This window comes from Streptomyces sp. NPDC022552, from assembly GCF_055561875.1.
This window is the reverse complement of the sequence record NZ_JBVHGJ010000013.1, coordinates 1-18,858: the sequence shown is the minus strand read 5'-3', so window position 1 is coordinate 18,858 and position 18,858 is coordinate 1. Positions and strand designations below refer to the sequence as shown.

17 protein-coding genes and 1 pseudogene are annotated in these 18,858 nt (G+C 71.2%); 10 read left to right on the top strand and 8 right to left on the bottom strand.

The window, feature by feature from the left end:
• Positions 1-27: 27 nt before the first annotated feature.
• Complete coding sequence (gene glgX, locus ACZ3OF_RS27980) at positions 28-2,148, bottom strand: glycogen debranching protein GlgX (protein WP_361674462.1); 2,121 nt, start codon at positions 2,146-2,148, stop codon at positions 28-30.
• A 463-nt stretch (positions 2,149-2,611) separates the two neighbouring features.
• Between glgX and ACZ3OF_RS27975 the strand changes: the two genes are divergently transcribed.
• Positions 2,612-3,862: an SAV2148 family HEPN domain-containing protein gene (locus tag ACZ3OF_RS27975; RefSeq protein WP_361602255.1), complete on the top strand. Its 1,251-nt coding sequence runs from the start codon at positions 2,612-2,614 to the stop codon at positions 3,860-3,862.
• An 87-nt stretch (positions 3,863-3,949) separates the two neighbouring features.
• On the top strand, positions 3,950-4,672 hold the full coding sequence (locus ACZ3OF_RS27970; RefSeq protein WP_361674460.1) for an exonuclease domain-containing protein: 723 nt from the start codon (positions 3,950-3,952) through the stop codon (positions 4,670-4,672).
• A 28-nt stretch (positions 4,673-4,700) separates the two neighbouring features.
• On the opposite strand, the gene ACZ3OF_RS27965 is transcribed toward ACZ3OF_RS27970, so the two are convergent.
• Together ACZ3OF_RS27965 and ACZ3OF_RS27960 are read right to left on the bottom strand one after the other, a co-directional pair.
• The gene (locus ACZ3OF_RS27965) at positions 4,701-5,531 is read right to left on the bottom strand and encodes an alpha/beta fold hydrolase (protein ID WP_361674458.1); all 831 of its coding nucleotides are present in this window, start codon (positions 5,529-5,531) and stop codon (positions 4,701-4,703) included.
• Positions 5,532-5,580: 49 nt separating this feature from the next.
• Positions 5,581-6,468 (bottom strand): phosphotransferase enzyme family protein, encoded by an 888-nt coding sequence (locus tag ACZ3OF_RS27960; RefSeq protein WP_361674456.1) that lies wholly within the window; start codon positions 6,466-6,468, stop codon positions 5,581-5,583.
• Positions 6,469-6,616: 148 nt separating this feature from the next.
• Between ACZ3OF_RS27960 and ACZ3OF_RS27955 the strand changes: the two genes are divergently transcribed.
• The 7 genes from ACZ3OF_RS27955 to ACZ3OF_RS27925 all read left to right on the top strand — a co-directional run bounded on the left by ACZ3OF_RS27955 (position 6,617) and on the right by ACZ3OF_RS27925 (position 13,726).
• Positions 6,617-7,546 carry a carbohydrate ABC transporter permease gene (locus tag ACZ3OF_RS27955; protein WP_467307650.1) on the top strand — a complete coding sequence of 310 codons (930 nt, stop codon included), beginning with the start codon at positions 6,617-6,619 and terminating at the stop codon, positions 7,544-7,546.
• Positions 7,543-8,385 (top strand): carbohydrate ABC transporter permease, encoded by an 843-nt coding sequence (locus ACZ3OF_RS27950; RefSeq protein ID WP_361674454.1) that lies wholly within the window; start codon positions 7,543-7,545, stop codon positions 8,383-8,385. The genes ACZ3OF_RS27955 and ACZ3OF_RS27950 overlap by 4 nt, the downstream gene beginning before the upstream one ends.
• Positions 8,385-9,680: an ABC transporter substrate-binding protein gene (locus tag ACZ3OF_RS27945; RefSeq protein WP_467307467.1), complete on the top strand. Its 1,296-nt coding sequence runs from the start codon at positions 8,385-8,387 to the stop codon at positions 9,678-9,680. The genes ACZ3OF_RS27950 and ACZ3OF_RS27945 overlap by 1 nt, the downstream gene beginning before the upstream one ends.
• A 76-nt stretch (positions 9,681-9,756) precedes the next feature.
• Positions 9,757-10,953: a macrolide-inactivating glycosyltransferase gene (gene mgt, locus ACZ3OF_RS27940; protein ID WP_467307465.1), complete on the top strand. Its 1,197-nt coding sequence runs from the start codon at positions 9,757-9,759 to the stop codon at positions 10,951-10,953.
• Between the two features lie 224 nt (positions 10,954-11,177).
• Positions 11,178-12,380, top strand: coding sequence for a S8 family peptidase (locus tag ACZ3OF_RS27935; RefSeq protein ID WP_361674448.1), 1,203 nt, complete (start codon positions 11,178-11,180; stop codon positions 12,378-12,380).
• A gap of 70 nt (positions 12,381-12,450) precedes the next feature.
• Positions 12,451-13,005 carry a DUF1697 domain-containing protein gene (locus ACZ3OF_RS27930; RefSeq protein WP_361674446.1) on the top strand — a complete coding sequence of 185 codons (555 nt, stop codon included), beginning with the start codon at positions 12,451-12,453 and terminating at the stop codon, positions 13,003-13,005.
• A 97-nt stretch (positions 13,006-13,102) separates the two neighbouring features.
• A complete protein-coding gene (locus tag ACZ3OF_RS27925) occupies positions 13,103-13,726 on the top strand; it encodes a mycothiol-dependent nitroreductase Rv2466c family protein (protein WP_361674444.1) in 624 nt (207 codons plus the stop codon).
• Here ACZ3OF_RS27925 and ACZ3OF_RS27920 read toward each other — a convergent pair.
• Positions 13,689-14,792 (bottom strand): PucR family transcriptional regulator, encoded by a 1,104-nt coding sequence (locus ACZ3OF_RS27920; RefSeq protein WP_361674442.1) that lies wholly within the window; start codon positions 14,790-14,792, stop codon positions 13,689-13,691. The two genes, ACZ3OF_RS27925 and ACZ3OF_RS27920, sit on opposite strands and share 38 nt — an antisense overlap.
• Positions 14,793-14,909: 117 nt before the next feature.
• Between ACZ3OF_RS27920 and ACZ3OF_RS27915 the strand changes: the two genes are divergently transcribed.
• Positions 14,910-15,806: an alpha/beta hydrolase gene (locus tag ACZ3OF_RS27915; RefSeq protein WP_467307462.1), complete on the top strand. Its 897-nt coding sequence runs from the start codon at positions 14,910-14,912 to the stop codon at positions 15,804-15,806.
• A 79-nt stretch (positions 15,807-15,885) separates the two neighbouring features.
• Here the strand turns inward: ACZ3OF_RS27915 and ACZ3OF_RS27910 are convergent, their stop codons facing one another.
• The 4 genes and pseudogenes from ACZ3OF_RS27910 to ACZ3OF_RS27895 all read right to left on the bottom strand — a co-directional run.
• Positions 15,886-16,773, bottom strand: a complete 888-nt coding sequence (locus ACZ3OF_RS27910) for a sirohydrochlorin chelatase (protein ID WP_467307460.1) — start codon at positions 16,771-16,773, stop codon at positions 15,886-15,888.
• A 2-nt stretch (positions 16,774-16,775) separates the two neighbouring features.
• Positions 16,776-17,681, bottom strand: coding sequence for an ABC transporter permease (locus ACZ3OF_RS27905; protein WP_361674437.1), 906 nt, complete (start codon positions 17,679-17,681; stop codon positions 16,776-16,778).
• A complete protein-coding gene (locus tag ACZ3OF_RS27900; protein WP_361674436.1) occupies positions 17,668-18,462 on the bottom strand; it encodes an ABC transporter ATP-binding protein in 795 nt (264 codons plus the stop codon). The genes ACZ3OF_RS27905 and ACZ3OF_RS27900 overlap by 14 nt, the downstream gene beginning before the upstream one ends.
• Before the next feature lie 35 nt (positions 18,463-18,497).
• Positions 18,498-18,858, bottom strand: a pseudogene (locus ACZ3OF_RS27895) (sulfate ABC transporter substrate-binding protein); the annotation flags it as partial.

Below are 18,858 nucleotides of genomic sequence, written 5' to 3'. Positions count from 1 at the left end.
CGCCCCCGACGCGGCCGGGCCGCGCCCCTACGCCGGGCGCTTCAGTACCGTCAGGCTCAGCGGCGCCAGTGTCACCCGTTCGCCGGCCGCGACCTTGGGGCCCTCCTGCGGCGGGATGCCCTCCGGGTGGGAGGTGTCGACGACCACCCGCCAGCTCTCGCCGTGGTTGATCGGGACCTCGAACTCCAGCTCCTGCGCCGACGCGTTGAACATCAGCAGGAACGAGTCGTCCGCGATCCGTTCTCCCTGCAGACCGGGCTCCGAGATCGCGTTGCCATTGAGGAAGACCGACAGGGCCTGCGCGTGCGCCGCCTGCCAGTCCCGCGCCGTCATCTCCTCGCCCTCCGGCGTGAACCAGGCGATGTCGGTCAGCTCGTCGTGCGTGCCCTCCACCGGGCGCCCGTGGAAGAAGCGGCGCCGCCGGAAGACCGGATGGTCCCGTCGCAGCCGCACCATCGCCCGGGTGAACTCCAGCAGGGTGCCCTCCTCCGAGGCGCCCGGCTCCGGCCAGCGCACCCACGACACCTCGTTGTCCTGGCAGTACGCGTTGTTGTTGCCGCCCTGCGTCCGGCCGAACTCGTCGCCGTGGCTGAGCATGGGCACACCCTGCGAGAGCATCAGCGTCGCGAGGAAGTTCCGCATCTGCCGGGCCCGCAGCTCCCGGATCCCGATGTCGTCCGTGTCGCCCTCGGCCCCGCAGTTCCAGGACCGGTTGTAGCTCTCGCCGTCCCGGTTGCCCTCCCCGTTCGCCTCGTTGTGCTTGCCGTCGTAGCTGACGAGATCGCGCAGCGTGAAGCCGTCGTGGCAGGTCACGAAGTTGACCGAGGCCAGCGGCCGGCGGCCGTCGTCCTGGTACAGGTCGGACGAGCCGGTGAGCCGGGACGCGAACTCGGCGAGCGTGCGCGGCTCGCCGCGCCACAGGTCCCGGACGCAGTCGCGGTACTTGCCGTTCCACTCGGTCCACAGCGGTGGGAAGTTCCCCACCTGGTAGCCGCCCTCGCCGACGTCCCACGGCTCGGCGATCAGCTTCACCTGGCTGACCACCGGGTCCTGCTGCACCAGGTCGAAGAAGGACGACAGCCGGTCCACCTCGTGGAACTGCCGGGCGAGCGTCGCCGCCAGATCGAAGCGGAAGCCGTCGACGTGCATCTCCGTCACCCAGTACCGCAGGCTGTCCATGATCAGCTGTAGCACGTGCGGGGAGCGCATGAGCAGCGAGTTCCCGGTGCCGGTGGTGTCCATGTAGTACCGCCGGTCGTTCGCGAGGCGGTAGTACGAGGGGTTGTCCAGGCCCCGGAAGGAGAGCGTGGGGCCCAGGTGGTTGCCCTCGGCCGTGTGGTTGTAGACCACGTCGAGGATGACCTCGATCCCCGCCTGGTGCAGGGCCCGTACCGCCGACTTGAACTCCAGGACCTGCTGGCCCCGGTCGCCCCAGGAGGCGTACGCGTTGTGCGGGGCGAAGAAGCCGATCGTGTTGTAGCCCCAGTAGTTGGCGAGCCCGGCGTCCACCAGCCGGTGGTCGTTGACGAACTGGTGCACCGGCATCAACTCGAGAGCCGTGACGCCCAGTTCCTTCAGATGCCCGATCACCGCCGGGTGGGCGAGCCCCGCGTACGTCCCGCGCAGTTCCTCCGGCAGCTCCGGGTGGAGCATGGTCAGGCCCTTCACATGGGCCTCGTAGATCACCGTCCGGTGGTAGTCCGTACGCGGGCGCCGGTCGTCGCCCCAGTCGAAGTACGGGTTGACCACGACCGAGGTCATCGTGTGCGGCGCCGAGTCGAGGTCGTTGCGGGAGTCCGGCCGCCCGAAGTGGTAGCCGTACACCGCCTCGCCCCACTCGATCGAACCCGAGACCGCACGGGCGTAGGGGTCCAGGAGCAGCTTCGCCGAGTTGCAGCGCTGCCCGCGTTCCGGTGCGTACGGACCGTGGACCCGGAAGCCGTAGCGCTGACCCGGCATCACTCCCGGCAGATAGGCGTGCCGGACGAAGGCGTCCGTCTCGCGCAGCTCCACCGCCGTCTCCGAGCCGTCGTCATGGATCAGACACAACTCGATCCTGTGGGCGGCCTCCGAGAAGACCGCGAAATTGGTTCCGGCGCCGTCGTAGGTGGCGCCCAGGGGATACGCCTGTCCCGGCCAGACCTGCATAGATAAGACTCTTCCATTCTGATCCGGGTGTGGGGGTGCACTCCGGCCAGATCCTGCCCGAAAGTGGGGCAAGCTCCTAGGACTTCGCCCCGCCCTGCCGGGTGCGCGTTCATCGGTAATCTGTTCGAAGATCGCTCGATTGCGTGACGTGTCGGGGGTTTGCGGCCCGCCCACCACCCCGCCCACCCCCAGGTCAACCTGGGGTTCCATCGCACCGCCCCGGCCGGGGTCCGGCGCCGGGCGGCTGTCCGCCGGCGGGGCCTCCCGCTCGCGTCCAGGGGTCTCACCGGTATGAATCCGCTCACTCCGGCCGATCCGGTGACATGGAACGGCGCTCGGATTCACGGGAGTTGAGTAGGCAGCCTGCCGATCCTGCTGCACCGCCTCCCGCTCGGGGAGTACCCTTCCTTGATCGTCGACAGACGGTGGGATCGGGCGTCCAACAGCAGAAGGCGGTGCGCGGGTGAGCTCGGGAGGTCTGGAGCTGCCCCCAGGTGACGCGGGTCACGAGGGGGGCCCGCCCGACCCCGTGGACGTACCGCCCGGAGCGGTCTCCGTCGCCAGGCCGATGGAGATCGGGGCGGAGCTCGACTGGGGCGCCGAGGCCTGGAGCGAGGTGCGCACCCGCGCCCAGCGGGCCGGGCGGGCCTATATCTGGCTGAATCTCGTCGAGCAGCGGCTGCGCGCGGTGGTGGCCGCCGTGCTGCGGCCGGTGTACGAACCGGTGCACGGCGACGACTGGGTCGTGGCCGCGGCCGGGCCCGCCGGGCAGGAGTGGGTGCAGCGCGCCGTCGCCGTCCGCGAGGTCTCGCGGCGCAAGGGCTACCTCCTGGACCCGGCCGACGACAACGTTCTCAGCTTCCTGACGCTCCCGCAGCTGCGGGAGCTGATGGTGCAGCACTGGCCGTGCTTCGAGCCGTACTTCGACGACCGGCGCGAGGTCGAACTCGCCCTGGACGAGCTGGAGGTGACGCGCAACGTCGTCTCCCGCAACCGCGCCCTGTCGACGACCGTCCTCGCCCAGTCCGAACGGGCCTCGGCGCGGCTCCTGGAGATCCTCGGCAGCGGCGCGGGCGTGCCGTCCGCCGATCGGCTGCCGGTCGACGCGGTCGAGGACCTCGTGGGCGACCGGTACGCGGACGTGGTCTCCGTCCACCCCGACCGGGTGCGGCTGCAGCGCCAGCTGCCGGCCGAGGACCTCTTCGGCGGGGCGCGCCGCCTCGACGCCACGGGCATAGGCCTGAACCTCCTCGTGCAGAACTTCTCCGGGCGGCGGCTGGTGCGGCTCGCCGAGTCCGGCTGTCGCATACGCCTGCTCTTCCTGAACCCGGCGAGCAGCGCCGTCAAGCGGCGTGAGCGGGAACTCGGCCTGAAGAAGGGCGAGTTGAGTCGCTCGGTGGAGATGAACATCCTCCATATGCGGCGGGTGCGGGCCCGGCTGCGTGACCCGGACGCCTTCCAGATCCATGTCTTCGACGAGACCCCGCGCTTCACGGCGTACCTGGTCGACGGGGACGGGCCGGACGGGCTCGCCGTCGTCCAGTCGTATCTGCGGAAGGCGCGGGGGATGGAGGCCCCGGTGCTCGTGCTGCGCGGGGGCGGCCGGAACGTGGTGCGTTCCGGACAAGTGGCGCGTGACGGCGAATATGGACTTTTCGCAACATATCGCGAGGAGTTCGAGTCGGTCTGGCTCGACTCCCGCCCGGTCTCCTGAGGGCCGGGACCAGAGCCCGAGGGCCGTTGTCAGTGGCTCGTGCGAGGGTGTTCAGCACCACGGGGGAGATCACGTAAGGAGGACCCGATGGCTTGGCACGGGGAAGCGCTGGTCGGATTCGACCTGGAGACGACCGGTACCGAACCGCTGGAGGCGCGGATCGTCACGGCCTCGGTCGTCGGGGTCCACGGGGGGCGGGTGGTGCGGCAGCAGGACTGGCTCGCCGACCCCGGTATCCGTATCCCGGCGCAGGCGTCCGCGATCCACGGCATCAGCAGCGAGCGGGCGGCCGCCGAGGGCCGGCCGGTCGTCGAGGTGGCCGACGAGATCGCCGAGACGCTCACCGGCTACTGGACCCAGGGCGTCCCGGTCGTGGCGTACAACGCCTCGTTCGACCTCACGCTCCTCTCCGCCGAGCTGAGCCGCCATGGTCTGCCCTCGCTGAGCGAGCGGCTGGGCGGCGCCCCGATAGGCCCCGTCGTCGACCCGTACACCATCGACCGGGCCGTCGACCGCTACCGCCGGGGGAAGCGGACCCTGGAGGCGGTCTGCGCCGAGTACGGGGTCGTCCTCGGCGCGGCCCACCAGGCGGCCGCCGACGCGCTGGCCGCCGTGCGAGTGGCCGTCGCCATAGCCGAGCGGCACGCGCCGGTGGCCGCGCTGACCCCGGCCGAGCTGCATGAGCGTCAGATCGACTGGTACCGCGCCTGGGCCGAGGACTTCCAGGACTTCCTGCGCCGCAAGGGCACCCCGGAGGCGGTCGTCGACCCGTCCTGGCCGCTGCGCGAGCTCGCTACGGTGGCCGGCTGACGGACCGGTCCCGCCTCGGCCGGAGCCGTCAGCCGATCGGGTTCTCCGCCAGGAAGTCCAGCAGCAGGGCGTTGACGCGGTCCGGCTGGTCCAGCTGGAGCCAGTGGCCCGCGTTCTCCACGCGCTCGTAGCGCCAGGTGCCGTCCACGTGCTTGCCGGTGCCGGTCATGGACTGCTCGGTGAGGAAGCGGTCGCCGGTGGACCAGACGCCCATGACCGGGCCCGGCAGCGGCGGGACGGGCTGGGCCGGGCCGAACTGGACGTCGGCGGGCAGGCCCGCCCGGTAGACGTTCAGGGCGGCGGTGAGCGCGCCCGGCGCGCGCAGCGGCTCGATGATCGCTTCCGCGTCCGGGTGCTCGCCCAGCATCTCGCGGAAGTTGGCGAAGTCGTCGCGCGCGAGCCACTCCTCGGCGACGCCCGCCAGCTGGAAGAGGAGCATGTACCAGGAGCGCTGCTTCTGCTCCCAGCCCGCGGCGAAAATCGACGCGGCGTGTCCCACCGACAGGATGGTCAGGGACGCCATCCGATCGGGGAGGACCCGGGCGAGCCCCTGGACCATGCCCGAGCCCCAGTCGTGACCGACGAGATGGACCCGGTCGATCTCCAGCCGGGCGAGGAGTTCGACCAGATCGCCGACGTGCTTGGCCGGGTGGTACGCCTCCGGGCCGCCCTCGGGCCGGTCGGAGGAGCCGAAGCCCCGCAGGGTGGGGGCGACGCAGGTGTACCCCGCCGCGGTCAGGGCCGGCACCTGGTGGCGCCAGAGACGGTGGCTGTCGGGGAAACCGTGCACCAGCAGGACGGCCGGACCCTGGCCGCTCACCTCGACGTCGAGCCTCACCTCGGACAGTTCCACACGCATCACAACACCCCGATCGTGAGTGGGAATTCGAGTGGCGGGACCCCTGTGGTCAGAAGGGGTACCACCGCACCTCGGGATCACCCTCTCGCAGCGACGCCACCCGCCGCTCGAATTCGGCCAGCGCCTTGGGATTCGTGGGCGCGTGCTGGGCGACCCAGGCGCAGCTCGCCGTCTCCCGTGCCCCGCGCAGCACCGCGCACCCCTCCCACTCCCGTACGTCCCAGCCGTACGCCTCGGTGAAGGCGTCGTGGGCGGCCGGATCGAGTCCGTACCGGTCACGGGAGAGAGCGAGCACCACCAGATCGTGTTCGCGCAGATCGGAGGAGAAGGTCTCCAGGTCCACCAGGACCGGCCCGTCCGGGCCGACATGGACGTTGCGGGGGAGGGCGTCGCCGTGGATCGGGCCAGGTGTGAGATGCGGGGTGAGCGCGGCCGCCGCGGGGGCGAAGGCGTCGCGCCGCTCGCGCAGGAAAGCCGCGTCGGCCGGGGCGACGGCGTCTCCGGCGAGCCGCAGCCACCGCTCGACCCCGCCCAGCAGGTCGCGGCGCGGGAGCGTGAAGCCGTCCGGCTCCGGCAGGGCGTGGATCCGCCGCAGCAGGGGCGCCAGGTCCCGCGGCTCGGCCGGGCGTACGGCCTCGGGAAGCCGGTGCCAGAGGGTGACCGGGTGACCGTCGACCAGACGGGGTTTCGGCTCCGCCGCCCGTACGGCCGGGATGCCGGTCGAGGCCAGCCAGTCCGCGAGGGCGAGCTCCCGTTCGGCGCGCGGGAGCAGATCGGCGTCCCGGCCGATCTTCACCACCAGCTCGCCCAGCGCGAAGACCGCGTTCTCGCCGAGCGCGAGGAGCCGCGCCTCCGGCCCGCCGGTCGCGGAGCCGCCCGCGCCGCTCGTCGACAGCCCCGCGGCGGCCAGGATCTCCCGTGCCCGCGCCTCGTCCATCCGTCTCTCCCAGCTGTCCCCGATGCCTGTGCGAATCAGCCAAAGTCTCGCATCCGTGCAGGTTGCCTTGACGGACCGACGGCCCGTCAGGACCATGACAGAGGCCGGTGCAGCGTGTCAAAAGGCACAAAGGGGTCGATCTGTGAGTGTGGCGACCGCGACGAAGCGGTCCGGCGGAACAGCTGCCGCCGGCAGGAGACCCGGAGCCGGGCGGGACCACGGCGCCTGGTTCCTGGTGCTGCCCGCGCTCATCCCCATCCTGGTCCTCAGCGTCGGGCCCCTGCTCTACGGCATCGCGCTCGCCTTCACCGACGCGCAGTCCGGCCGGACCCAGGCCACCCAGTGGGTCGGCACCCTCAACTTCCAGGACCTGCTGCACGACACGCTCTTCTGGGACTCCTTCCGGATCGGCCTGCTCTGGGCCGTCGGCGTCACCGTCCCGCAGTTCCTGCTCGCCCTCGGCCTCGCGCTGCTGCTCAACCAGAACCTCCGCTTCCGCTGGCTGGCCAGGGCGCTCGCGATCATCCCCTGGGCCATGCCCGAGGTCGTCGTCGGCATCATGTGGCGGCTCGTCTACAACCCCGACGCGGGCATCCTCAACGAGACCATCCGCGATCTCGGGCTCGGCGACGGACGCGACTGGCTCACCGGACTCGCCACCGCCCTGCCCGCCGTGATCGTCGTCGGCATCTGGGCCGGTATGCCGCAGACCACGGTCGCCCTGCTCGCCGGCCTGCAGAACACCCCGCACGAACTCCACGAGGCGGCCGCCCTCGACGGCGCGGGCGCCTGGCGCCGCTTCCGTACCGTCACCTGGCCCGCCCTCAAGCCGGTCGCCCTCGCCATCACGGCCCTCAACTTCATCTGGAACTTCAACTCCTTCGCCCTGGTCTACGTGCTGACCAACGGCGGACCCGGCGGCCGTACCCGGCTTCCCATGCTCTTCGCCTACGAAGAGGCCTTCCGCTACGGCCAGTTCGGCTACGCCGCCGCGATGGGCTGCGTCATGGTCGCCATCATCTCCGTGCTCCTCGCCCTCTATCTCGTCGGCCGGCTGAAGGGGGACCAGGACCGGTGAGCACGCTCCGTACCAGCAGACCGGCACGGTTCGGCCAGTACCTCGCGCTCCTCGCGTATCTGGTCTTCCTCGCCTTCCCGTTCCTCTGGCTGGTCTCCACCGCCTTCAAGCCGGCGACCGAGCTCGGCTCGCTGCACCCGACCTGGATCCCCGAGGACCCGACCCTCGCCAACTTCCGGCAGGCGTTCGACGAGCAGCCGCTGCTCCGGGCAGCCGCGAACAGCCTGATCGCGGCGCTCGCCGCCGCCCTGATCGCCGTGGTCGTCGCCACGCCCATGGCCTATGTGATGGCCCGGCACCGCGGCCGGCTCTCCACGGCCGCCACCGGCTGGGTGGTGATCAGCCAGGCCTTCCCCTTCGTGCTGGTGATCATCCCGCTCTTCCTCGTCCTGAAGAACCTGCACCTGATCAACAGCCTCTTCGGCCTCGTCCTGGTGTACGTCGTCTGGTCGCTGCCGTTCGCGCTGTGGATGCTCGTCGGGTACGTACGGGCCGTGCCGGCCGAGCTGGAGGAGGCCGCGGCCGTCGACGGCGCAGGGAGGCTCCGTACGCTCGTCTCGGTCACCGCCCCGCTGCTCGCCCCCGGCATCGTCGCCACCGCGCTCTTCGCCTTCATCACCGCGTGGAACGAGTTCTTCTTCGCGCTCGTCCTGCTCAAGACCCCGGAGAAGCAGACCTTGCCGGTCGTCCTCACCCACTTCCTCGGCGCGGAGGGCGTCGCCGACCTCGGGCCGCTGGCCGCGGCCGCGTTCCTCGCCACCATCCCCTCGCTGGTCATCTTCGCGATCATCCAGAAGCGCATCACGGGCGGAATGCTGGCCGGGGCGGTGAAGTCCTGATGCGCGTACGGACGTTCACGGCGGCCGCCGCCACGATCGCACTGCTTCTGACCGGCTGCTCGGCGGGGGACGAGCCTGGCGACGGACCCGTACGGCTCCGCTTCCAGTCCCTGGCCTGGCAGAAGGAGTCCGTCGACGCCAACAAGGAACTGGTGGCGGAGTGGAACGCCGCCCACCCCGACATCCAGGTCGACTACGTCCAGGGCAGCTGGGACTCGGTCCACGACCAGCTCCTCACCTCCTTCGAGGGCGGCGAGGCGCCCGACATCATCCATGACGCCTCCGACGACCTCGCCGACTTCGCGTACGGCGGCTATCTGGCCGATCTGACCGACCTCCTGCCCGAGCGGCTCAAGGCCGACATCCCGGCGCGCAGCTGGGAGACCACGACCTTCGGCGACGGGATCTACGGCGTGCCGTTCCTCCAGGAGCCGCGCGTGATCATGGCCAACAAGCAGATCCTGGAGTCCTCCGGCGTCCGCCTCCCGACCCCCGAACGGCCGTGGAGCTGGATGGAGTTCCGCCAGATCACCAAGGACCTGACCGCCGCCATGGGCAAGGGGAGGTACGCGGTCGCCTGGCCGCTCAAGGAGCCGGTCTCGGTCAGCCTCAACCTGGGCCTCTCGGCCGGCGGGCAGCTCTTCCACCGCGGCCCCGACGGGAAGGTGACCGTCCGGTTCACCGAGCACGACGACACCGTGCCCGGCACCATCCACGACCAGGTCAACACCGACCTCAGCGCCTCGCGTTCGACCCTCGGCACCGGCGGCTCCGACGCCCTGCCGGGCTTCTTCGGCGGCAAGTACGCGATGGTGCCGCTCGGGTTCTCGTACCGCCAGCAGATCACCCAGCAGGCGCCCAAGGGCTTCGAGTGGATCGTCCTGCCCGCGCCCGCCGGCGCGGACGGACTCGCGCAGGGCGTCAGCCCGCAGACGCTCTCCCTCGCCGAGGACAGCCCGCACAAGAGGGAGGCGGCGCAGTTCCTCGACTTCTTCCTCCAGCCGGCGAACATGGTCCGCCTCGCCCGCGGCGACTGGATGCTGCCCACCGGGACGGCGGCCCTCGCTGACCCGTCGCTCCACACCCCGAAGGACGGCTGGGCGACCGGCGCCGCCGTGGCCGCGCATCTGCGCTCCGCGCCCGCGCAGTCGGTCCGGGGCTATCCGGAGTGGAAGGACAAGGTGGCGACCCCGGCCTACCAGGAGTACTACAGCGGGGCGATCGACGCGGCGGAGCTGCGCGAGCGCCTGGAGGAGGACGGCAACCTCGTCCTCGCCCGCTACCAGCGCGATTGAGTCACCCCTCGCACGTGAGGGGCGCATCGCACACAATCAAGTGGACGAGACGTCTCGTCTCGCTTACTGTGGGGCGATGACCACCACCCCGCGCCCCGCCCATATCGCCATGTTCTCCATCGCCGCCCACGGCCATGTGAACCCGAGCCTCGAAGTGATCCGCGAGCTCGTCGCCCGCGGGCACCGCGTCAGCTACGCAATCCCCGCCTCCTTCGCCGACAAGGTCGCCGCCACCGGCGCCACCCCCGTCGTCTACACCTCCACGCTTCCGACCGACGAGGACCCGGACGCGTGGGGCACCGAACTGATCGACAACATCGAGCCCTTCCTCCGTGACGCGATCCAGGTCCTGCCCCAGCTCGCCGAGGCCTTCGACGGCGACCGGCCGGACCTCGTCCTCCACGACATCACCGCCTACCCGGCACCCGTCCTCGCACACCGGTGGGGTGTGCCCGCCGTGGGACTCTGGCCGAATCTCGTTCCCTGGGAGGGGTACGAGGAGGAGGTGGCCGAGCCCATGTTCGCCGAGCTCAAGGCCTCCGAGCGGGGCAAGGCGTACTACGCCCGCTTCGAGAACTGGCTGACCGAGCACGGTGTCGACACCCACCCCGACCGGCTCATCGCCCGCCCCCGCCGGGCGATCGTGCTCATCCCGCGCGCCCTCCAGCCGCACGCCGACCGGGTCGACGACGCCGTCTTCACCTTCGTCGGCGCCTGTCAGGGCGACCGGGCCGACCAGGGGGAGTGGCACCGGCCGGCGGGCGCGGAGAAGGTGCTCCTGGTCTCCCTGGGCTCGGCCTTCACCAAGCAGCCGGACTTCTACCGGGCGTGCGTCGCCGCGTTCGGCGGCCTGCCCGGCTGGCACGTCGTGCTCCAGATCGGCGCGTTCGTCGACCCGGCGGAGCTGGGGGAACTCCCCGCCAACGTCGAAGTGCACTCCTGGGTGCCCCAGTTGGCGATCCTTAGGCAGGCGGACGCCTTCATCACCCACGCCGGGGCGGGTGGCAGCCAGGAAGGGCTGGCCACCGCCACCCCGATGGTCGCGGTTCCGCTGGCCACCGACCAGTTCGGCAACGCGGACATGCTCCAGTCCCTCGGCGTGGCCCGGCATCTGCCGATGGAGGAGGTGACCCCCGAGCGTCTGCGCGAGGCCGTCCTCGCCCTCGTCGGTGACCCCGAAGTGGCCCTACGCGCCAAGGAGGTCCAGGAGCGAATGGCGAACGAGGGGGGAACGTCCCGCGCGGTGGACCTGATCGAGGCCGAACTCCCGTAGCGCACCCTGCTCAAGGCCCCCGGAAATGCCCGGGGGCCTTACGTGTGCGGTGAGTTGGGGGGAGATGCCCCAAAGATTATTACGAAGTCTTGTTGTGTAAATCACAGCTGTATGAAGGTCTTGATTTGCACTCGTCAATGAGCAAGGGTTTCGAGGCAGCCGCCGGAGAACTTCCTTCCGGAGGCTCAACCCCCCCACAAATCCTGACGAGGAGTCCCCTCTTCATGGCAATACACAAGCGTGTCCGCCGGACGAAGCTCATCGCCGTCTCGACCGCGATCGCAGCGGCGGCCGGAGTCACCGTCATCGTCAGCCCGTTCGCCGGCGCGGCCCCCGCACCCGCCCTCGGAACGGTCCACGGCCTCGGCGTCGAAGGCGCCGTCGCAGGCAGCTACATCGTTCTGCTGGACGAGAAGGCCGACAAGGGCGACCTCGCGGAGGAGTACGGCGGCACCCTGCGCCGCAGCTACGACTCCGCCGTCAACGGCTTCTCGGTGAACGGCCTTTCGGAGACCGAGGCCAAGCGCCTCGCCGCCGACCCGGCCGTCGCCAAGGTCGTCCAGAACAAGAAGTTCACCATCAACGCGACCCAGGACAACCCGCCGTCCTGGGGCCTGGACCGGGTCGACCAGGCCGACACCGCGGGCGACTCCAAGTACACCTACCCGGACAGCGCGGGTGAGGGCGTCACGGCCTACGTCATCGACACCGGAGTCCGCGTCACGCACAAGGACTTCGAGGGCCGCGCCACCTCCGGCTTCGACGCCGTCGACAACGACGACGACGCCTCGGACGGCAACGGCCACGGCACCCACGTCGCCGGCACCATCGCCGGCGCCGCGCACGGTGTCGCCAAGAAGGCGAAGATCGTCGCCGTCCGCGTCCTCGACGACAACGGCTCGGGCACCACCGAGCAGGTCGTCGCCGGCATCGACTGGGTCACCAAGAACCACCAGGGCCCGTCCGTCGCCAACATGAGCCTCGGCGGGGGTGCCGACCCCGCCCTCGACGAGGCCGTGCAGAAGGCCATCGCCTCCGGTGTCGCCTTCGGCGTCGCCGCGGGCAACGAGTCCTCCGACGCCGGCCAGGGCTCTCCGTCCCGTGTGAAGGAAGCCATCACCGTGGCCTCCTCCACCAAGGACGACCAGCAGTCCAGCTTCTCCAACTTCGGCTCCGTGGTGGACCTCTACGCCCCGGGCTCGGACATCACCTCGGCGTGGAACGACAGCGACGAGGGCACGAAGACCATCTCCGGTACGTCGATGGCGACCCCGCACGTGGTCGGTGCCGCCGCCGTCTACCTCGCGGCCCACCAGGACGCCACGCCGGACCAGGTCGCCAAGGCCCTCGTCGACGGCGCCACCGCGGACAAGATCAGCAACCCGTCCGAGGGCACCGCGAACAAGCTGCTCAAGATCGTCGAGTAGTCGAGCAGCAGTGACCGGCGGTCGCCGTGCCCTCCCCCACGGGGCACGGCGACCGCCTTATCGTGTGGCCATGACGACGACGTACGCCGCGCTGCTGCGCGGGATCAATGTGGGCGGACACCGCAAAGTGCCGATGGCGGAGCTCCGTTCACTGCTCGAAGAGCTCGGCCACCGCGATGTCCGGACCTATCTGCAGAGCGGCAACGCCGTCTTCACCACCGACACCGACGAGCCGACCGACGAGGAACGGACCACGGCGATCGAGGACGCCATCGAGAAGCGGTTCGGCTTCCGCGTCGACTGCCTCGTCCGCGACGCCGCGTACCTCGCCGCCGTCGTCGACGCCTGCCCGTTCCCCGCCGCGGAACTCGAGGGCAAGCAGCTCCACGTCACCTACCTCTCCGAGGCGGTCACCCCCGAGCGGTTCGCCTCGATCGACCAGGCCGCCTTCCTGCCCGAGGAGTTCCGGCTGGGCGACCGTGCGCTCTACCTGTACGCACCCGAGGGGCTCGGCCGGTCCAAGCTCGGCGAGGCGCTCTCCCGCCCCGCCCTCTTCAAGGGGATCGTCGCCACCACCCGCAACTGGAACACCGTGGTCAAGCTCGCGGAGATGACCCGGGACTGAGCCCGTCCAGGAGGGCACGGCCGCACCGAAGTGGCCCATCCGACGGAGCCGTGAATGGACCGGAGCGGGCGGCCACCCGCTGGCTACGCTCCCTGACATGACCACCGAGACACCGCCGAAGACCGTCGTCGACTTCTACTTCGATCCCGCCTGCCCGTTCGCCTGGATCACCTCCCGCTGGATGCTCGAGGTCGAGCGCCACCGCGACATCGAGCTGCGCTTCCGGGTGATGAGCCTGTACTTCCACAACATCGGCAACGAACTTCCCGACTGGTACCGGGAGCTGGTCGACAGGTCGATCGGCCCGGTGCGGGTGGCGGCCGCGGCCGCCGAGCGGCACGGCGAGGGCGTCCTGCGCGACCTCTACACCGCGTACGGAACCCGGATCCACCAGGACAAGAACAAGGACTTCGACGCCGTGACCGCCGAGGCCCTCGCCGAGGCCGGCCTCCCCGCCGATCTCGCGACGGCGGCCCACGACCCCTCGTACGACGAGGCGGTCCGGCGCAGCCACGACGCCGGGAAGGACCCGGAGGCGGACGGCTACGTCGGCACGCCGACGATCCATGTCGACGGCACCGCCTGGTTCGGCCCGGTGCTCCGGGCCATCCCCAGGGGCAAGGAGGCGGCCGAGCTCTTCGACAGCTTCCGCGTGCTCGCCGGCCACTCCGACCTCTTCGAGATCAAGCGGACCCGGACGGGCGGGCTCGACTTCGGCTGACCGGGAAGCGGGTGACCTCCTCGGTCGTCGAGCGGTCGTCGAGCAGCCGGCGCGCGACGAGCGCGAGTCCGGCCCGCGCCAGCCCCGACGGTGTGGTGAGGTCGATGCCCAGCGTCCGCCCGATCTGGTCGATCCGGCGGGCGACGCTGCTGTGGTGCAGATGGAGCAGGTCCGCGGCCTGACGCAGCGATCCGGTGGCGCAGTACGCGTCCAGGGTCTCCAGGTCGTCCGGGTTGCCCGCGAGGCGTGCCATCGCGGCCACGTCGGCGTTGTCGCGGGAGACGTCGTGAGGGACCTCCGCCAACAGCGCCAGCGCGCCCAGGTCGTCGTGGTGGACGACGGGTTCGCGCACGCTCGTGAAGCGGAGCGCGGTCCGGGCCTCCCGCCAGGACCGGTCCGGGCTCCCGGCGGCGCCGATGCCCGCGCGTACGCCCGCCGGAACCCGGTCCCGGTCCACGGTGGTGGCCAGGACCACGCCGACATCGGCGAGCGGAGCCGCCTTCACCAGACGGCCCGGGCAGACCAGGCCGCCGATCCGGTCGAGCGGAAGGCGTGAGCGTACGGCGAGCACACGGACCGGCAGGTCGGCGGCGAAGCCCAGGAGGCGTAACGCCCGTGCCCGGGCGGCCTCGTCGGTGTCGCTGCTGATGACCAGTTCGACGAGGGCGGGGTCGGCCATGGTGGTCGTGGCCGGGCCGTACCGTTCGACGACCGCCGCGGCGGCGAGCGCGAGCCGGTCGAGCAGCACCGGGTCGAGGGGGCCGGGCGGGCCGGGTCGTTCCAGCCAGACCGAACCGATCTCCTCCTCGTCGAGGGTGATCGGTACGGAGGTGGAGGCGGGCGCAGCCGGTGCGGTGGCCTCCCCGCCGTCGGGCCCGACCCGGATCACCCCACCCGTACCGTGGAGCCGCACCCCGGCCACGCACTCGGCCAGGCCGGCCGAGGCCCGGGCGAGAGCGGGGAGATCCACCCGGCGGCGCATCAGCGTGTCGTAGAACGCCACGACCCTGATCGCGCCCTCGACGTACGGATCCACTCCCGACAGACGAACGGCCAGTGCCTCCATGGGAGAAGGATAGAAGCGAGGCGCGCCGATCGGTGCGCCGAACGGTGCGTGATCGGGGGAGGAAGCGCGACGAAGGTCGCTGACGCCCGGTGGGCGAAGGCCGCGAGGATGGCCGACATGGATCCCGAACTCGAAGCGTTCCTCCCGTTCATCCCTAGGCCGGACTACTCCGATCCGGTCGCCATCCGCACCGACTTCGCCGAACGCGCCGCCGCGTTCCCGACGCCGGACACCACCGGCATGGAGATCGAGAACCGCACGGTGCCCGCCGATCCGGACGTGGCGGTGCGGATCTACCGCCCGCACCAGGCACAAGGCGCCGTCATCTGGCTGCACGGCGGCGGATTCGTCTTCGGCGACCTGGACACCGAGCACCCGTGGGCCACCCGGATCGCCCTCGGCTCCGGCGCGGTGGTGATCTCGGTCGACTACCGCCGCTCTCCCGAGCACCCGTTCCCGGCCGCACTGGACGACACGTACGCCGTCCTGACCTGGGCGGCCGAGCACGCCGCCGACCTCGGCATCGACCCGGAGCGGATCGCCGTCGGCGGGCACAGCGCCGGCGCGTGTCTCGCCGCCGCGACGGCGCTACGGGCCCGCGACCAGCAGGGGCCGCCGATCCGCTTCCAACTCCTCAACCAGCCAGGGCTCGACGACCGCCAGGAGACGTGGTCGCAGCGGAACTTCACCGACACCCCCTGGGTGGATCGGGGCACGCTCACCACGGTGTGGCGCCACTACCTCGGCGCCCGGGCCGTCACTCCGTACGCCGCCCCGGCGCGCGCCACCGATCTGTCCGGGCTGCCGCCGGCCTATGTCACCACCGCGGAGTTCGACCCGGTCCGCGACGAGGGGATCGAGTACGGGCTGCGCCTGCTGCAGGCGGGCGTCTCGGTGGAGCTCCACCACTATCCCGGCACCTTCCACGGCTCGCAGACGATCCTCTCCGCCGAGGTCTCGCAGCGGCAGATCGCCGAACTCGCCACGACCCTGCGGCGCGCGCTTGCTCCCTAGGGGCAGGCGACGTGCGACGACGCGAACGCCCTCGCCGGGATTCCCACGGCGTCGGTGCGCGGGGCGGGCCCCGGTCGTCCTAGACCGCGGCCCGCGCCGCGAGGGTCGTCGGCGCGTGGCACTCCTCGTACCTGTCGACGAGGAGCTGGGCGAGCTCCGGTGACGGGCCGAGGACGTCCGCCAGGACATCGGCCTCCGCCGCGCCCGCGGCGATACGGTCCGGCAGACGGCCGGGGGCGATGACGTAGGGGGCCACCGCCACCCGGCGCACCCCGTCGGCACGCATCGCGCGGACCGCGTCCTCGGTCCTCGGAAGAGATGCGGAGGCGAACGCAGGCCGCACGGAGCACCAACCGGTGCGCCGCAGCTCCCGCGCCGTTTCTGCGATCGCTGCGATCGCCTCCGGGTCTGTGGATCCGGCCGAGGCCAGGACGACCCCGGTCGTGCGCTTCATCTCGTCGACGGCCCGGTGCCACGCGGTGGTGGCTGCCGGGGGTCCGGGGGTTGTCCCCCGGGTGGACGCAGTTGCGATCGCTGCGATCGCCTCCGGGTCTGTGGATCCGGCCGAGGCCAGGACGACCCCGGTCGAGTTCCTGGCGGCTGGCGTCAGACCGGCCTCGAACAGGCGCCGCTGCACCGCCGCGACCAGCAGCGGCGAGGGGCCGAGCACCTCCGCCTGGCGGATCCGCAGACCCGCCGGCGCCTGCCGCAGTACGGCCGGGATGTCGGCCTTCGCGTGGAAGGCACGGGTCAGCAGCAGCGGCAGCGCCACCACGTCCCGTACCCCCTCGGCCGCGAGCCGGTCGAGCACCCCGGGCACCGACGGCAGGTTGAAGTCGAGGAACGCCGTCTCCACGCGCACCCCCGGCCGCAGCGACCTGGCACGGCGCACCAGCGCGTGCACGGTCGCGGCGTGCCGCGGATCGCGGCTGCCGTGGGCGACGACGAGGAGGGCAGGGGCGCTCATGGTCAGCCCTTCACCAGCAGGCCGCGTCCGCGCAGCACCGCGCGCTCCAGCGGACTGAAGATCAGCAGGTCGATGGCGACACCGACCAGCAGGATCAGGATGATGGCGAGGAAGATCCCCGGCATGTCGAAGTTGTTCCGGCCGTTCTCCAGCAACTGGCCGAGACCCAGGCCCAGATCGGGCGACGAGGCGATGATCTCGGCGGCCATCAGCGAGCGCCAGGAGAACGCCCAGCCCTGCTTCAGACCCGCGAGATAGCCCGGCAGCGCGGCCGGCATCACGATGTGCCAGGCGCCCCTGAGCCCGGTCGCGCCGAGCGTGCGCCCGGCCCGCAGGAAGAGCGGCGGGACCTGGTCGACACCGGCCACCAGGCCGTTGGCGATCGACGGGACGGCGCCCAGCAGGATCACGGCGTACATCATCGAGTCGTTGAGGCCGATCCACAGCACGGCCGGCGCCACCCAGGCCACCGACGGCAGCGACTGCAGGCCCGCGAGCACCGGCCCGATGGCCGCCCGCACGACCTTCACCCGGGCGACCAGCAGACCCAGCGGCGTTCCGATGGCGAGTGCCATCAGAAAGCCGAGCAGGGCCCGCGACACGCTCGTCCAGAGGACTTCGAGGAGCGTGCCCTCCAGCCACATCGTGGTCACGCTGTTCCAGACGGCGGACGGCGCGGGCAGCTTGGACTCGTCGGTGACCTCGGCCATGACGAGCAGCTGCCAGACCACGAGGACCAGCAGCACGGCCACCACCGGGGGCAGGACCTTCTTCACGAGGACCTCGCGCACCGGCGTACGGCGCACCTGCACCGCGTCCAGCGCGTCGAGGCCCGCCTCCAGGCCGGCGAGGTCGTCGGCCTTCGAGGCCGTGGTGGCCTCAGGGCCCGTCGTATCAGTGCTGGCCATGACGGCGGATCTCCCCACGCAGTTCTTCGGTGATCTCGACGGACAGTTCCGCCACGTCGGCGTCCTCGATGCGGCGCGGCTGCGGGATGTCGATGGTCCATTCCCGGGCGATCCGCCCGGGCCGCGACGACAGCAGCACCACGCGCTCGGCCAGCCGTACGGCCTCCCGCACGTTGTGGGTCACGAACAGCACCGAGAGGTTCGTCTCGCGCCAGATCCGGGTCAGCTCGTCGTGCAGCACGTCCCGCGTGATGGCGTCGAGCGCCGCGAACGGCTCGTCCATCAGGAGCAGGTCGCTGTCCTGGGCGAGCGCACGGGCCAGCGCGACGCGCTGGCGCATACCGCCGGACAGCTCGTGCACCCGCTTGCGGTACGAGCCGCCGAGCCGCACCAGGTCGAGCAGGCGCTCCGCCTCCGGGCGCCGCTCCGACTTCGGCACCCCGCGCAGCCGCAGCGCCAGTTCGATGTTCTTGCCCGCGGTCAGCCACGGGAAGAGGGCGTGCTCCTGGAACATCAGGGCCGGCCGGCCACCGGGGGTCTCGATCGAGCCCGCGGACGGCCGGTCGAGCCCGGCGACCAGGTTGAGCAGGGTGGACTTCCCGCACCCGGACGCGCCGAGGAGCGTGACGAACTCGCCCGGGGCGACGTCGAGCGAGATGTCGTCGAGGACGAGCTGCCCTCCGGCGGGTCCGCCGAAGGACTTCGAGACATGAGCGATCCGGGCGGCGTGCGTCACCGTCGCACGGTCCTCGGCCTTGGCGAGCGTCGTGGTCGTGGCCATGGTCGTCACCTCCTGGGTATGAGCGGCGGACGTGTTCACTTGACGCCGAGACCGGCGTCGGAGACCTCGGACCGGCCGGCGGCCTTCAGCACCTTGTTGAGGGGCTTCAGGTCGTAGATGCCGTCGAGGTCGGGTTGATCGAGGAGACCGGCCTTCACCGCGTGGCCCGCCTGGGCCTGGAGCGTGGCGGCCAGCGGGTCGTCGGTGAACCGGATCGAGGGCCAGGCGCCGTCGATCACATCGGCGCCCAGCGGCTTGCCGGTCAGTTCCTTCAGCTTGGCGTTGGCGGAGGCCTTGGCCTTGTCGGGGTTGGCGTTGATCCACTTGTTGGTCGCGACCGAGCCGCGCAGTACCGCTTCGACGACGTCCGGGTGCTCGGCGAGGAACTTCTGCGAC

What these genes read in the sequence shown, in the direction of transcription:
- glgX (WP_361674462.1), bottom strand. Translation starts at nt 2,148, where the DNA reads ATGCAGGTCTGGCCGGGACAGGCGTATCCCCTGGGCGCCACCTACGAC.
- ACZ3OF_RS27970 (WP_361674460.1), top strand. Translation starts at nt 3,950, where the DNA reads ATGGCTTGGCACGGGGAAGCGCTGGTCGGATTCGACCTGGAGACGACC.
- ACZ3OF_RS27965 (WP_361674458.1), bottom strand. Translation starts at nt 5,531, where the DNA reads ATGCGTGTGGAACTGTCCGAGGTGAGGCTCGACGTCGAGGTGAGCGGC.
- ACZ3OF_RS27960 (WP_361674456.1), bottom strand. Translation starts at nt 6,468, where the DNA reads ATGGACGAGGCGCGGGCACGGGAGATCCTGGCCGCCGCGGGGCTGTCG.
- ACZ3OF_RS27945 (WP_467307467.1), top strand. Translation starts at nt 8,385, where the DNA reads ATGCGCGTACGGACGTTCACGGCGGCCGCCGCCACGATCGCACTGCTT.
- mgt (WP_467307465.1), top strand. Translation starts at nt 9,757, where the DNA reads ATGACCACCACCCCGCGCCCCGCCCATATCGCCATGTTCTCCATCGCC.
- ACZ3OF_RS27935 (WP_361674448.1), top strand. Translation starts at nt 11,178, where the DNA reads ATGGCAATACACAAGCGTGTCCGCCGGACGAAGCTCATCGCCGTCTCG.
- ACZ3OF_RS27930 (WP_361674446.1), top strand. Translation starts at nt 12,451, where the DNA reads ATGACGACGACGTACGCCGCGCTGCTGCGCGGGATCAATGTGGGCGGA.
- ACZ3OF_RS27925 (WP_361674444.1), top strand. Translation starts at nt 13,103, where the DNA reads ATGACCACCGAGACACCGCCGAAGACCGTCGTCGACTTCTACTTCGAT.
- ACZ3OF_RS27920 (WP_361674442.1), bottom strand. Translation starts at nt 14,792, where the DNA reads ATGGAGGCACTGGCCGTTCGTCTGTCGGGAGTGGATCCGTACGTCGAG.
- ACZ3OF_RS27915 (WP_467307462.1), top strand. Translation starts at nt 14,910, where the DNA reads ATGGATCCCGAACTCGAAGCGTTCCTCCCGTTCATCCCTAGGCCGGAC.
- ACZ3OF_RS27910 (WP_467307460.1), bottom strand. Translation starts at nt 16,773, where the DNA reads ATGAGCGCCCCTGCCCTCCTCGTCGTCGCCCACGGCAGCCGCGATCCG.
- ACZ3OF_RS27905 (WP_361674437.1), bottom strand. Translation starts at nt 17,681, where the DNA reads ATGGCCAGCACTGATACGACGGGCCCTGAGGCCACCACGGCCTCGAAG.
- ACZ3OF_RS27900 (WP_361674436.1), bottom strand. Translation starts at nt 18,462, where the DNA reads ATGGCCACGACCACGACGCTCGCCAAGGCCGAGGACCGTGCGACGGTG.